11 protein-coding genes, 1 tRNA gene and 1 pseudogene are annotated in these 14,164 nt (G+C 36.0%); 7 read left to right on the forward strand and 6 right to left on the reverse strand.

Annotation, left to right across the window (positions count from 1 at the left end):
- The first annotated feature begins 26 nt into the window (after positions 1 to 26).
- Positions 27 to 1,811, forward strand: coding sequence for a ribonucleoside-diphosphate reductase subunit alpha (locus tag ABWU23_RS04775; protein ID WP_253309154.1), 1,785 nt, complete (start codon positions 27 to 29; stop codon positions 1,809 to 1,811).
- A gap of 5 nt (positions 1,812 to 1,816) precedes the next feature.
- Here ABWU23_RS04775 and ABWU23_RS04780 read toward each other — a convergent pair whose 3' ends face one another.
- The 4 genes and pseudogenes from ABWU23_RS04780 to ABWU23_RS04795 form a co-directional block, all read right to left on the reverse strand.
- Positions 1,817 to 1,984, reverse strand: coding sequence for a hypothetical protein (locus tag ABWU23_RS04780; protein WP_353270875.1), 168 nt, complete (start codon positions 1,982 to 1,984; stop codon positions 1,817 to 1,819).
- Positions 1,985 to 2,470: 486 nt separating this feature from the next.
- A complete protein-coding gene (locus tag ABWU23_RS04785; protein WP_265017381.1) occupies positions 2,471 to 2,605 on the reverse strand; it encodes a hypothetical protein in 135 nt (44 codons plus the stop codon).
- A gap of 133 nt (positions 2,606 to 2,738) precedes the next feature.
- Entirely contained in the window at positions 2,739 to 2,942 is a 204-nt protein-coding gene (locus ABWU23_RS04790) for a hypothetical protein (RefSeq protein ID WP_353270876.1), read from the reverse strand.
- 269 nt (positions 2,943 to 3,211) lie between these two features.
- A pseudogene (locus ABWU23_RS04795) lies at positions 3,212 to 4,227 on the reverse strand (IS110 family transposase).
- Between the two features lie 459 nt (positions 4,228 to 4,686).
- Between ABWU23_RS04795 and ABWU23_RS04800 the strand changes: the two are divergent.
- The 4 genes from ABWU23_RS04800 (at position 4,687) to petA (ending at position 9,163) form a co-directional block, all read left to right on the forward strand.
- Positions 4,687 to 5,562 carry a tetratricopeptide repeat protein gene (locus tag ABWU23_RS04800; protein WP_253309898.1) on the forward strand — a complete coding sequence of 292 codons (876 nt, stop codon included), beginning with the start codon at positions 4,687 to 4,689 and terminating at the stop codon, positions 5,560 to 5,562.
- Between the two features lie 81 nt (positions 5,563 to 5,643).
- Positions 5,644 to 5,716: transfer RNA gene (locus tag ABWU23_RS04805), tRNA-Val, on the forward strand.
- A 52-nt stretch (positions 5,717 to 5,768) separates the two neighbouring features.
- Positions 5,769 to 8,477 (forward strand): DNA gyrase subunit A, encoded by a 2,709-nt coding sequence (gyrA, locus tag ABWU23_RS04810; protein ID WP_265045356.1) that lies wholly within the window; start codon positions 5,769 to 5,771, stop codon positions 8,475 to 8,477.
- A gap of 86 nt (positions 8,478 to 8,563) precedes the next feature.
- Positions 8,564 to 9,163, forward strand: coding sequence for a ubiquinol-cytochrome c reductase iron-sulfur subunit (gene petA, locus ABWU23_RS04815; protein ID WP_253309900.1), 600 nt, complete (start codon positions 8,564 to 8,566; stop codon positions 9,161 to 9,163).
- Positions 9,164 to 9,172: 9 nt separating this feature from the next.
- Here petA and priA read toward each other — a convergent pair whose 3' ends face one another.
- The gene (gene priA, locus ABWU23_RS04820) at positions 9,173 to 11,176 is read right to left on the reverse strand and encodes a primosomal protein N' (protein ID WP_253309901.1); all 2,004 of its coding nucleotides are present in this window, start codon (positions 11,174 to 11,176) and stop codon (positions 9,173 to 9,175) included.
- Between the two features lie 100 nt (positions 11,177 to 11,276).
- Here priA and ABWU23_RS04825 point away from each other — a divergent pair, with 100 nt between their 5' ends.
- Complete coding sequence (locus tag ABWU23_RS04825) at positions 11,277 to 12,710, forward strand: ankyrin repeat domain-containing protein (protein WP_353270877.1); 1,434 nt, start codon at positions 11,277 to 11,279, stop codon at positions 12,708 to 12,710.
- 346 nt (positions 12,711 to 13,056) lie between these two features.
- On the opposite strand, the gene ABWU23_RS04830 is transcribed toward ABWU23_RS04825, so the two are convergent.
- Positions 13,057 to 13,254 carry a hypothetical protein gene (locus tag ABWU23_RS04830; protein WP_253309883.1) on the reverse strand — a complete coding sequence of 66 codons (198 nt, stop codon included), beginning with the start codon at positions 13,252 to 13,254 and terminating at the stop codon, positions 13,057 to 13,059.
- A gap of 211 nt (positions 13,255 to 13,465) precedes the next feature.
- Here ABWU23_RS04830 and ABWU23_RS04835 point away from each other — a divergent pair, with 211 nt between their 5' ends.
- Complete coding sequence (locus tag ABWU23_RS04835) at positions 13,466 to 14,107, forward strand: hypothetical protein (RefSeq protein WP_264687874.1); 642 nt, start codon at positions 13,466 to 13,468, stop codon at positions 14,105 to 14,107.
- Positions 14,108 to 14,164: the final 57 nt, after the last annotated feature.

Below are 14,164 nucleotides of genomic sequence, written 5' to 3' on the forward strand. Positions count from 1 at the left end.
TATAATAAAAGAATAAAAGGAATTTTATGAATAACATTACTATTAATTACGCAAAGGATAGCAAATTAACCGATTTTGGAAAAGCAGTTCTATCAGACAGGTATTTAATAGAAAATGAAAGTTACCAAGACCTCTTTGCACGTATTGCTAATTACTATTCTGATAACAAAGAACATGCACAGCGTCTTTATGACTACATGAGCAACTTGTGGTTCATGCCTTCAACACCAATACTCAGCAATGGTGGCACCAAGAGAGGGTTGCCTATCTCTTGCTTTCTTAATGAAACCGAAGACAGCTTGCAGGGAATAGTTGACTTATGGAATGAAAATGTTTGGCTTGCTGCACGTGGAGGAGGCATAGGTAGTTATTGGGGAAATTTACGTTCAATTGGTGAAAGTGTAAAAGGTAGTGGTAAAACATCAGGAATTGTACCATTTATTGTGGTGCAAAATGCTCTAACGCTCGCAATTAGTCAGGGATCCTTAAGGCGAGGAAGTTCAGCAGTCTATCTTCCTGTATCTCATCCGGAGATAGAAGAGTTTCTGGATTTGCGCAAGCCAACAGGCGGTGACCCAAATCGCAAAGCGTTAAATATACATCATGCTGTAATAGTAACAGATAAATTTATGCAGGCTGTTGAGAATGATCAAGAATGGAATTTAATAAGCCCTCACAACAATAAGGTTATTTCAACTGTAAAAGCGCGGGATATATGGATCAAAATATTAACAGCAAGAGTTGAAACTGGAGAACCTTACATTATTTTCCTTGATGCAACAAATAACAATAAGCCAGAATCTTACAAAAAGCTCAACTTAGACATCAAGATGTCAAATCTATGCAGTGAAATAACTTTAACTACAGGTTATGATCACCTGAATAAGTCACGCACTGCTGTGTGTTGTCTATCATCCGTAAACCTTGAGTACTACGAAGAATGGAAAGACAATAAACTCTTCATAGAAGATATAATGCGCTTTCTTGATAATGTATTGGAAGATTTCATAAATAAAGCACCGAATGAAATGCAGCGAGCAAAATATTCTGCAGCCAGAGAACGCAGTATTGGTCTTGGTGTGATGGGTTTTCATTCATTTTTACAAAGCAAAATGGTTCCTTTTGAATCAGTAATAGCACAACAATGGAATAAAAAAATATTTAAGTATTTACGTGAGCAAGCAGATATAGTTTCTAAAAAATTAGCAGAGGAAAAGGGGGCATGTCCTGATGCCAAAGAAGTTGATCTAATGGAAAGGTTTACACACAAGCTCGCTATTGCTCCAACTGCCTCAATCTCCATTATTGCAGGCAATACCTCTCCTGGAATAGAGCCATATGCAGCAAACGTATTCATACAAAAGACACTGACAGGCTCATTTGTAGTGCGAAATAAATTCTTGCAAAAACTATTAGCAGAAAAAAATCAAGACAATGATAAAATATGGTCTTCAATTTCGACAAACGAGGGTTCCGTTCAGCATTTAGATTTTCTTAGTGAGCATGAAAAATTGACATTTAAAACAGCGTACGAGCTTGATCAAAGATGGATTATAGAACATGCAAGTGATAGAACTCCGTATGTTTGTCAGTCTCAATCAGTCAATCTGTTCTTGCCTGCCAACATACACAAACGTTACTTGCATAAAATACACATGCTTGCCTGGAAAAAAGGATTGAAGAGCTTATATTACTGCAGATCACAATCAATGCAGAGAGCTGACAAGGTTTCGCATGACATATTCAAAAAAAGTGAAATATTGCAACACAAAACAGATATTGACTACGATGAATGTTTGTCATGCCAATAGTGACCTTATTCAAAAAAAGTAGAGAGAAAGTTAAGCAAATGGGTAAGGAAATATAATAGACTTCTTGCATAACCATATAACGAACTTTTCTTGGGAATAGAAACGAAAAAACTTCCTTGACAAACTCCGCCAGCCCCCTTATCATGATAGTGAAGGTATTCAGTTATCTTCATCTGTGCAGATTAAACAGCAAGAAAACAACGTAGTTGGCGTCTTATTTTTAATTTTTTGCACTATGTGCACCTTATGTCTTCACAACATTTCTGGGTTTTTACCTATATAAGCTGAAACGCGCTTATAAGTCGTTTAAGACAGTATAGTACGCCAATTTGCAGGATTAGAGAGTGACAACTAGCTAACACGGGGTTTCTTTTGCCTTTTTTTCTGCTTAGTAAATTTCTTAAACATTTAAACTAAGGTGAGTTGCATTTAAAAGCAGCTAAATTGCGGTGTTTAAGACTTAAAAAACGTCAATACTGAAAATAGACAATGACTAGGGCTTCTTTTGCCTTTTTTTTCGTTTGGTAAATTTCTTAAATATTTATAGCTAAACGACAATCTTCATCTCGCTGCTTGTTAGCGGGATCTATGTTAAGAGATACCGCGAATGAATCGCGGTATGACGTAGGACTGCTGTCATTCCAGTGCTCCTTTTTTTGTCATCCCAGTGCTTGACACTGGGATCCAGTTTTCCATATAATCTCATCGAAAATGTTGTAACCACTTTCTATGCTAGTTTGCTTGCTTACAAGCAAACTTTTCTGGATCCCAGTGTCGGGGCACTGGGATGACAAAAAAGGGACTACTCGGATGACAAAAAAAGAGCACTGGGATGACAGGAAAAGGGGCTACTCGGATAACAAGAAAGAGGCTACTCGGATGACACCCTGACAACCGTCATCCCGCTGCTTGTTAGCGGGATCTATGTTAAGAGATACCGCGAATGAATCGCGGTATGACGTAGGAATGAATCGCGGTATGACGTAGGACTGCTGTCATCCCAGTGCCCAGACACTGGGATCCAGTTTTCCATATAATCTCATCGAAAATGTTGTAACCACTTTCTATGCTAGTTTGCTTGCCTACAAGCAAACTTTTCTGGATCCCAGTGTCGGGGCACTGGGATGACAAAAAAAGAGCACTGGGATGACAGGAGATACCGTCTTGTTAGTCAACAAAAAAATTATAAAATTTCCCAAGTTGCATCATAAAATCAAAAAATACTTCCAATTGTGTAACAGTACACAGATTATAGTTAGTGGATATGTTGATAAGTAAATTAGTTTTATACGCACAAAACAGATGAAATTTACTTATCAACATATCCACTAACCAACAACATTCAATAAATTTGTGTAAGATACCACTTTACATAAGATAGATAGGAAGCATTTTTGATTTTAAAGTACTAAACCTTCAGTCAACCTCCTAGCCCTGTAGTTTTTGATATGGTTAGGATCAAAAGCACTTTTGGATGTCAGAATACCGAAAATGATATGGAGTAGCTTACGCATTGCAGCACCAACGATGGCCATATTATGCTTACCCTTTTCCTTTAATCTTTGGCAAAAGCTCATAATGATAGGATTGTGATTCTTAGCTACTATGGCAGGAAAGAAAAGTGCCTTACGTAATGTTTGTGAACCGGATTTACTTAATCTGGGTTTGGCATATACAGAGGAACCTGACGTCATATTTCGTGGTATAACTCCTGTATATGCTGCCAATTGCCTGGCATCTCTAAAAACCTCTATATCAGAAACTTCAGCTAAAATAGCTATTGCTGATTCTTCTCCTATGCCTGGAATAGTCAATAGAAGTTGAAAATTTTCCAACAATTCTTTGTGTTGATTTAATAGTTCACGTACGGAGTTTTTTATTGTTTCTATTTTTTGAGCTATATTCATTGCAAGGTCTTCCCAAGCATTTGCAACTTCTTTAGGCAGTCTCTCTTTTTTTTCTAAGTGGTTATTTACTAATGTTAACTCATCTTTTAACGCAACTGAGCAACGATAAAGATGTTTTAATTTTTTCATTTCAGGAGAAGGTGGTGTCCAACTAGAAGGTTCCTGTCTTTGGCAATAATCAGCAATAACTTCTGCATCGGTCTGATCATTCTTTTGTCGTATCAGCTTACTCCTTGCATAAGATTTTATGCAATAAGGATTTACAACACTTACAAAATGTCCAGCATTGTGTAGAAATTCAGCCAGTGCTTCGCTATAACAACCAGTAGATTCCATGCAGGTTTTTACTTTTTCTACATTATGTTTGTGTAGAAAATTCAGTAGACTTTGAAACCATCGTTCTTAAAGCTTCTTTTTCTAGTTTCACGCTTTCCTTTTTTGCTTATAAATGAGAGAAAAACATCAAAGCGATCTTTTGATATATCTATGCCCAAAAAGTTGTTGATCATATATAACCCCATACGTTACCATTAAAAATGAAAAGTAAGGCTAGTCTTGTGAATACAGAATTAGAACCATTCAGGTCTTTCTACGATACCGTCCAGCCTATACTTTTGAGAAGGGAATTCTTATCTCCTCTACAGATTTTATATCTAAGAAGAAGCACAGAGTTCCTCCCTTCTCCACCTAATGCTTAAGCTTAAAACATTAGATGCTTTTGACAAGATACAAGTAGAAGGCTACTTAGATGGCAGGGAGGAGCTACTTGAATGACGGTTCTTATCGTCGGTAAACTTAGAGCCATAATAACTATTTGCCTTTTTTCTACTTAAGTTTGGGTTATGCAAGAAGTCTAATAGAGCGAAATATGGAAGACAAAAGATAAGTGCATTCTACGCAGCATCGCTAATTAATAATATCTTTATTATTGTATGAGATAGGTAATTTAGCATTTATGAATTTGTAATGTGTTACGCATAGCTCAAAGAAATAAGGTTTACTGGTTACACGCTGCAGCCAATGCCACAACACTAGGATCTATGTTTGTCTGCATGTTAATTTGCGTTGTGATTTTATGGAGGTCTTCTGTTACCTATGCTAGTGAAAATTTGGAGATACAGAAGGCCTTTGATAGTGTTGTCAAGCATATAAAAGCTGATAAAAAGTATAAAGATCTTGATGTTATTGAGAGAAAAAGTGACAAATTTAATATCAAAATTGCGCAGAATTCTGGCAAGAGTTTTGACATATACTCTACTTTAAAAAAAGCAAAAGATTCCTTTGAGTCAGGAGATAATGAAACAGCTATTTCTCTCCTTAATCAGATCATCACAAAGTTTCCTTATCATAAAAATGCTTTAATTGGATTGGGAAATATTTATTACGCTAATAAAGAATACAAAAAAGCTGTAGAGATTTACACAAGACTGTTAAAAGAATACCCTAGTAACCCTTACATATTAAAAAATTTTCTGACGATAATCTCACAATATGATCCTGATCTGGCGTTGAGTGAAATGTTGAAATTGTATGATATACATAAAAATTATGCTCCTTTATTAGCAAATTTAGGTCTGATTTATATGAAAAAGGAGGATTATGTAAAAGGTAAAGAGTATATGACAACTGCTATTTCCCTTGATGAAAACAATATTTTTTATACCTATAATTTAGCTGTTATTCTAGATAAACTTTCAGATTTTAAAAATGCTACAATATTCTACTTAAAGTTGTTGAACATGGCTACAACTTCGAAAGATGTGAGTGAAAAAATACCTTTATACAAAGTGACAGCAAGACTAAAATTTATAAAACTCCACAGCACGCACCCAAAGATTTCATAAAAGCTTATAGCTTACCTAAATCTAATTTATCGCTATTTTTGTTTACAATAATAATATTGAGCTATAGAATTACATCTAAAGGGGCAATTAGCTCAGCTGGTAGAGCATCTCGTTTACACCGAGGAGGTCGGCAGTTCAAGTCTGTCATTGCCCATTTGCTTAACTGAATGTTAATATTATTAATTACTTCAATCAAAATATAGAAAATGCAGGATAATATAGTACCAATCTCAATAGTAAAAGAGCTGGAAGATTCTTATCTCTCCTACGCAATGAGCGTTATCATAAGCCGGGCTATACCTGACGTGCGAGATGGATTTAAACCTGTTCATAGGCGCATATTATATGCAATGTCAAGGGCTGGATACGATGCTGGTAAGCCATATAAAAAGGCGGCTCGTATAGTAGGGGATGTAATGGGGAAATATCACCCACATGGTGATGCAGCTATTTACGATTCCTTGGTTAGAATGGCCCAAGATTTCTCTCTTCTTTTACCACTTGTTGATGGACAAGGTAACTTTGGTTCGATAGACGGAGATCCACCCGCTTCGATGCGATATACAGAAGCAAGGCTTCACAAAGTGTCGCACTTCTTACTAAATGATATTGACGAAGATACAGTTGATTTTAGGCCAAACTATGATGGAAATGAAACAGAGCCTGTTGTACTGCCTGCAGAATTTCCGAATCTATTGGTAAATGGTGCAAGCGGTGTTGCAGTTGGTATGGCAACCAATATTCCTTCTCATAACCTTGGAGAAATAATAGATGCTTGTATGTTATATATAGATAATCCTGAAGTTACTTTGGATGAGTTACTTGAAGTGATGCCAGGGCCGGATTTCCCAACTGGGGGAACGATTCTTGGAAGGTCTGGAATAAGATCAGCATTTGCAACGGGTCGTGGATCAATTGTTGTGCAAGGCAAGACTCACATGGAAGACCTGCCACAAGATAGGCAAGCAATAGTGATTGATGAAATACCTTACCAGGTAAATAAAGTAAAATTAATTGAGAAGATAGGTGAGCTTGTAAAAGAAAAAAGAATTGATGGCATAACAGAAATTAGGGATGAGTCTGATAAGTCTGGTATTAGAGTAGTAATTGACCTCAGAAGAAATGCTGAAGCAAGTTTTATACTTAATCAAATATTGGGACTAACTCCACTAAGAAGTAGTTTTAGTGTTAACACTTTAGTCCTCAACAACAACAGGCCTGCTTTGATGTCATTAAAAGAAATCATAGCTGCTTTTGTTGATTTTAGAAAAGAAGTATTAATCAGGAGAACAGAATTTCGTCTAAGAAAAACGAGGGAAAAAGCTCATATATATGTAGGGCTCTACATTGCGGTCTTGAGCATAGATGAAGTGATAAAAATCATCCGTGGTGCAAAAGATCCTGCGGAAGCAAGTAGAGAACTTTTAAATAAAGAATGGAAAACTTCAGCTGAGATAAACACAATTATTGGATTAATCTCAGACAGCACAAGCTTTTTGAAAGACGGAGTGTATAGATTAACTGAGCTGCAAACGAAAGCTATTCTTGACATGAAATTGCAACGTTTAACAGGCCTTGAAAAAGACAAATTAGAAGCTGAGCTAAGTTCAATGATCAACCTGATAAAAGAATATATCGCTTTTCTTGGCTCAGGAGAGAAGTTGATGAAAGAAATAAAAAACAATCTACAAGAAATAAAGAACAGATTTGCTGTGCCGCGAAAAACTTCAATAGAGGAATCAGATACGGACATTGAAGCTGAAGATCTAATTCCACAAGAGGATATGGTGATAACCGTAACTATGAATGGTTATATCAAGCGTGTGAAGCTTTCTCATTATAGAACTCAGCGTCGTGGTGGAAAAGGAAAGCTAGGACAAGGATTAAAAGAAGAGGATGTAACCACAAAATTATTTGTTGGGAATACCCACACTAGCCTTTTATTCTTTTCTAATATTGGCCGAGTTTATAGATTAAAAGTTTATAAGTTACCTCTTGCAGAGCCAACTGCACGTGGAAGAGCACTTGTTAATATATTCCCGCTTAGCGATGGTGAAACTATAACTAATATAATGCCATTACCAAGTGAAAATGACGAAAATCAAAACATAGTTTTTGCTACTGCTCATGGGAACATAAGGCGCAATTCTTTAGCGGATTTTCACTATATTCCAAGCAATGGAAAAATAGCAATCAAGCTCGATGAAGGAGATAAGTTAATATCAGTTAAAGTATGCAATGAAATTGATCATGTTTTTCTTTCAACAAGATTCGGCAAAAGTATCAGATTTGTTGTAAGTGATGTGCGTCAATTTAAAAGTCGCAATTCAGATGGCGTAAGAGGTATCAAACTTGCAAAGAATGACAGCGTGATATCCATGACCATATTAAATGGGATAGGTGTAGCAACAGAAACAAAAGAACTTTACTTAAAAGTTCCACTTGCAAAAAGACTGGGGACTGCAATTAATAACTCCATTGATTCTAAATTGGAAAAGACTTTGAATGATTTAGGAATAGATAACGAATTGTTCTTAAAACTTGCAGTGAATGAGGAGTTTATATTAACTATTACCGAAAATGGCTTTGGTAAAAGAACTTCTGCGTATGAGTATAGAATAACTAACAGGGGTGGTGTTGGTATCACCAATATTCTTACTACCAACAGAAACGGTAATGTTGTTGCTAGTTTTCCAGTTGAGCAGGGTGATAATATCATGCTTATTACAGATAAAGGAAAGTTAATTCGTATTTCAGTAAATGATATCAGAATTGCAGGACGTAGCACTCAAGGAGTCACTCTGTTTAAAACAGAGAGTAGAGAAAAGGTGGTGTCAGTAGCGAAAATTGAAGATCCTGATTCCACTGAAGATAGTATTTCTGAAGTTGAAAACTCTATCTCTTCTCAGCTGTAGTACAGGTTAAACAAAAAGCGCAAGTTTTTGTTGATTAATACGCAGTATTTAATTTAAAATATATACTTATGGCTAAGTAGAGATCAATGGACAAAAATTTAACTAAAAATAAAAAACCACTGGCAAATAAAGAGGATAAAAAAACACCTCCTGTTAAAGATCTTACTAAAAATAAGAGTAGGAGAGATTTTATAACATTAACTACATGCGCTATGGCAGGTATAGGAGCTGCAAGTGGACTTTGGCCACTGGTTAAGTCTATGAATCCTTCTGCTGAAGTTTTAGCAACTTCCACAGTGGAGGTGAATTTGTCTGGAATTCAGGAAGGACACGGAGTAAAAGTAAAGTGGCAAGGTAAACCAGTATTCATTCGTAGACGCACAAAGCAAGAAATTGAGGCTGCAAGAGCTGTGAATGTGAAGAGCTTGAGGGATCCTCAATTAGATGAGCAGAGAGTATACGAAGGAAAAGATGAATGGTTAATCATGATCGGAATATGTACACATCTTGGGTGTGTGCCGATTGATCACGCTACAAAAGATGGTAACGGTTGGTTCTGCCCTTGCCACGGTTCATATTATGACACATCAGGCCGAGTAATTGGGGGACCTGCACCAAAAAATATGGTTGTACCTGATTATTTTTTTCCCAGTGAGAATGTTGTGGTAATTGGCAAGAAGGCTTAACGGAACTCGTTAAAAAAAACTCACAGGATCAACATCTATTATCACTGCAATACTCGAATTCAAGTTACAATTTTTAATCCAACATTTCAGCTTCTTTTGTATAGATAGACTGTGCTTATTGTGTATTTTTAGCAACACCCTATACCGATACTTATTATTTAAGAAATTTATTGCTGCTGGTGATGGACCAAGAATTTCAAATTCCTTTTTGTCTGCACTTACATTTTTTTCCTGAATACAAGTAGTTGAGCTACTTGTATGACAGAGAAGAGATTTTACTATTTCATTCGCTGCTTTTTGTGTTGCAATCTGATTCTTACCACAAATTATAAGCGCTATTAATCTGCTAAATGGTGGCATTTTGGCTTCGCGTCTTGACTTAAGTTCAATTTCATAAAATGAGTCCCTTTTTTGATGTAGCAATGCTTTTATTATTGAACTTTCAGGATTATTGGTTTGCACTATTACCATTCCTTTTTCATTGAACCTTCCTGACCTGCCTGCAACTTGGTGCAACAATTGATACGTCTTTTCTGCTGCTCTTAAATCAGAATTTTCGAGACTCAAATCTGCATTCATTACTCCAACCAAAGTTAATTTAGGAAAATTGTGCCCCTTAGCAATTATTTGTGTGCCGATTATAATGTTCACCTCTTCTTTCAGTACCAAGTCAATTACGTTACTAACCGACTTCTGATCGCTGCTTATCATCGCAGTTTTTGCGTTTGGTATTAATTTCACCATTTCTTCAAGTAACCTTTCAATTCCTACGCCATAAAGGGAAAATGACTGTTCACTCTGGCAATCAGAGCATTTTTCTGGGAGTTTTAATTGATAAGAGCAATGATGGCACAAAAGAGCATTTTTTTTCTTGTGATATGTAAGCCAAACAGCACAATTTAAGCAGGAAATTTTATATCCACACTTTTTACAAACTGCCAGTTGTGCATACCCTCGGCGGTTTAAAAAGAGCATAACCTGCTGTTTTTTCTCTATGGTTTGTTTGATGCTTTCAAAAAGCTCAGAGGAGATCCATTGCTTGTTGTTCCTCATATCTACTACTTTAATGAGTGGCAATTCTGCACCACCGAATCGCTTGGTTAGCTTTACATGATTATAATTCCCGCTTTTAACATGATGAATCGTTTCAAGCAGTGGAGTTGCTGATGATAAAATAATCGGAATATTTTCAAATTTGGCTAAGATTATCGCCATATCTCGAGCATTATATATAATTCCCTGTTCTTGTTTAAAAGATGAGTCGTGCTCTTCATCAATGATAATCAATTTTAGGTTTTTATAAGGCAAAAAAAGCGCTGACCGTGCACCAATAATTATCTGCGCATTTCCACTTGCTATATTGAGCCAATTATTCCGGCGAGTTTTTGGAGTGAGCCCTGAGTGCCATTCAGCTAAGTTTTTTGATATCTGACCGCGAACACGATTTACCAATTGTGAAGTTAAAACAATTTCAGGCAAGAGGATTAAAATTTGTGCACTGTTTACAGTTTCTACCAATTTTGCAATTGCGGATAAGTAAACTTCCGTTTTTCCAGATCCTGTCTCACCGTCAAGCAAAGTCACTGAATACTCATTCAAACTGCTTATTATTTTATCGCTAGCTATCTGCTGTTCAGGGTTTAATTGGCAACTTATTTCACTTATTTCCTGCTTCTGCTTAGCACAAACCAATTTATCTATTTGGTTTACTTTTAACACTCCTCCCATTATCACTTTGGCAAGCATACCAATAGGTATTAAGTTGTATTGCGCAACCCACTCTGCAAATGTAATCAATTTTGGTCTAATATTTGGTAAATCGATTTTTTGCTCAATAAATTTTAATGCTCGACCACTCTTGTCACTATATTTCCAAACTATTCCGATCAAGCGTTTTTTGCCAAATGGCACCACTACGTAATCTCCAAGTAAAATCTCAGTATTTTCCTCAATTGCATACGAAAATAACTGATCAATTGGAAGTGGTAGTAATACATCAACTGTTCTTGTCATAGCAGCCTAAGTTTAGCACTGTTTTGAAAATATTCGTTTGATTTTTGTGGATTAAACTGGTATAGTATTATACTAAATTAATTTGATTGGGGGAGTGAGTATGATTCCAAAAATACGTAAAGAGGCATTCAAAGTATTAGGATTGTCAGAGAGTGCAAGCACAAAAGAGATTAGGAAGGCATATTGCAAGCTTGCATTGAAATGGCATCCCGACAAATGGTCAGATAAAAGCCAAGAAGAGCAAAAGACAGCAACAGAAAAGTTTAAAGAAATATCAGTAGCATATAAAATATCAATAGGCGAGATGACTGAAGAATTCATTAGCAAACAGCCTAATGATGATTGGATTGACAACTTGGCTGAATATTTTGAAAACTGGGCAAAAGAATTTCTTAGAGAGCGCTACGGCTCACATCTAAGTGAAGAAGAGGTTGATTTATTTAAGGCTCTTGATGATAAAGATCTAGCCAAGACAAAAATTTTGTTAGAAAAAGTCAAAAATATCAATTCACAAACCAGACCTTTTGATTCATGGACTGGGGAGTCAATATTGCACTACATTGTAAAAAATTCCTGCAGCAATTTTGAATCAGGTTGGATAGAGCTACTTGAAGAAGTTTTATCAAAGTATAGCGCTAACAATTCAATATCAGCTCATAATAGCAGTGTCGAGCTATGCTCACAACTTAACGCAATAGATGTTAATATTTTGATGGAAGGTATTGGCACCCCTTTATATATTGCATGTGATCTAGGTAATCTTGATGTCATAAGTATGCTTCTAAAGCATGGAGCAGATCCTAATACATGTAGTGTATCTGAATTTACACCGCTGTATTATGCTCTAGAAAAAAGCAAAAATGATGTTGTTAAGGTACTGTTTGAACACGGTGCTGAAATTGGTGTAGGTTCTGTAGAAGAAAAGTTAATTATCGGCAATATTACAAAATATAGTCAGAGTACAGTAGAAATGCTTTTACCGTATGCATCTAATAGGCAAAAAAGTAAGATGTTACAATGTATTGCTTACAGTGATAGTGTGGAAACTGATCATGATATTGAAATTGCAAAATTACTATTGAAGGCAGACGCTGACCCTAAATTTTGTGGTCAAGAAGAAAAGGGGGAGTCAAACGCCAGTGCATCATGTTGGGCCGACTTTAAAAAGAAAAGTAAGCTTGTAAAATTATTTAATGAACACAAAGAAAAAGCAACTAACAATAACTTACATACAGTGGAAAAGCAAAGTGCTCAGCCACCTATAACAGATAATAAGAATCATCATTCTCCACAAAAACAAGCTTCAGGAATTTCCCCAAGAGTTATAGGCTTAGCATTATTATTTGGTGCTGTAGGAGCCACACTAGCTTCAATAGGAATTATACCTGAGATTGTTGCTATTGGAGTAGTTGCAACTGCTGTATTATTAGGAATTGCAGGTGCAGCATTAGGTGGTATAGTAGGGTATCTTACAGACATAACAGTAAACAAATGTTGTAATAGTGAAGCTGTTAGCTGCATAACTAACAACTAATGTCATTCAAATAGCTCGTCTAGGCATGTTTTTTTCTGGATTCTATAGTATTTTCTAAAACGAATGATAAACGTCTAAAATGGTATTACCAACTAAAAGGTGTAAGTCTGTACATTGATGCATTAGAGGTCTGAGGCGACTTTTGATGGTGTGCCAACAATGCTCTATCGGATTTAGATCTTACTATTACCCACAAATATAAATGTTTGTTGCATAGCTCTTAATGGCATAACTTTTGCTTGAAATAACTGTTTATATGGTGCAATTTACAGCTTTTAGTTGCTAAAATTATAACTCTTAGTTTAATAATTTTAATCCAATAAGCTTTCAGGTTAATAAAATTAAATTATTTGAGTAAATACAATACTATGTTTTTATTTGTGGGTAATAGTAAGTCTTTTACCCCATCGTTTTTTGCGATGAATTCAGCATATTTTTCCAACAGTTTTGCATCTAATTTATCGGTTTTTGCAAAGTGATTGCAGGCTTTTGCAAATGCATATGCCCGATTTGGGTGAGCTCTATGAACAGCTATGTTATACAACTTTATTACAAGTTTCTCATAACCTCCTGTTTACACATAACTTAACAAATACGTTAGCTTGTCTACCTATTTTGCCATTCTGCTGAACGGATACATCCGAGTAGCACATCCTTTACTTTGTAGGTATACTTTTTTTGACATGCGGTTATATCTTTTTTAATATAAAGGATATATACTTATGCATTATATATTTTTTTGTATGAGGAGTTATATGAAAATGAAGAGATTATGCGTTTTGGCTGTGTTGCTTACTTCATCTCTAGCAGGTGCAGCTAATAATAGTGCAAGTAAGTCAGAAGATCAGTACTATGCAGGTTTAAACTTTGGTGCTGGATGGGGTGGTGGCTTTGTAATGAAACCTAGCGTTGTTTTTGGTTATCATCATGACAAAAACTCTAAGTTTGAACTTGAGGTTCTTGCTAACATGAGTGATATTGCTAATAAGGATACAAGGAAAATAGGGGCTAGCTTATTGGCAAATTATCGTTATTACCCTGACCTTGATATTGATCCCGTTAAACTATATGTCAGTGGAGGTTTAGGAGGATACTTACAAGTAATACCTTTTGGCTTTGGTGAAGGTGGTAAAAGCAAAGATTCAAAACCTCAAGATCCAGGAGCTACCACTACTTCGAGTGCAGGTGAGGTTACTGGAGCTGCTGCAGAGGAGGCATCTGTAGTAGATAAAATACTGGGTTCTATTTCCTATAAACTGAAGGTCGGTGTTGATTATGAAATTGCTCCACAGATAGTTGGTGCAGTTGGTATTGCTGCAGGCGGGCAACTAAGTGGTATAAAAGCATTACAAATACCAGATGCAACTCTGGAGGTAGGAATACGTTATAATTTTTAATGCTGCTAAATTGTAACTTAGTTCATAAAGGTAGAGACAATGTTGAGGATGAAACAA

The sequence above is a fragment of the Wolbachia endosymbiont (group A) of Hedychridium roseum genome, from assembly GCF_964028325.1.
In the GTDB taxonomy this organism is placed as follows: Bacteria; Pseudomonadota; Alphaproteobacteria; order Rickettsiales; family Anaplasmataceae; genus Wolbachia.

What these genes read in the sequence shown, in the direction of transcription:
- priA (WP_253309901.1), bottom strand. Translation starts at nt 11,176, where the DNA reads ATGACAAGAACAGTTGATGTATTACTACCACTTCCAATTGATCAGTTA.
- petA (WP_253309900.1), top strand. Translation starts at nt 8,564, where the DNA reads ATGGACAAAAATTTAACTAAAAATAAAAAACCACTGGCAAATAAAGAG.
- ABWU23_RS04775 (WP_253309154.1), top strand. Translation starts at nt 27, where the DNA reads ATGAATAACATTACTATTAATTACGCAAAGGATAGCAAATTAACCGAT.
- ABWU23_RS04835 (WP_264687874.1), top strand. Translation starts at nt 13,466, where the DNA reads ATGAAAATGAAGAGATTATGCGTTTTGGCTGTGTTGCTTACTTCATCT.
- ABWU23_RS04825 (WP_353270877.1), top strand. Translation starts at nt 11,277, where the DNA reads ATGATTCCAAAAATACGTAAAGAGGCATTCAAAGTATTAGGATTGTCA.
- gyrA (WP_265045356.1), top strand. Translation starts at nt 5,769, where the DNA reads ATGCAGGATAATATAGTACCAATCTCAATAGTAAAAGAGCTGGAAGAT.
- ABWU23_RS04780 (WP_353270875.1), bottom strand. Translation starts at nt 1,984, where the DNA reads ATGAAGATAACTGAATACCTTCACTATCATGATAAGGGGGCTGGCGGA.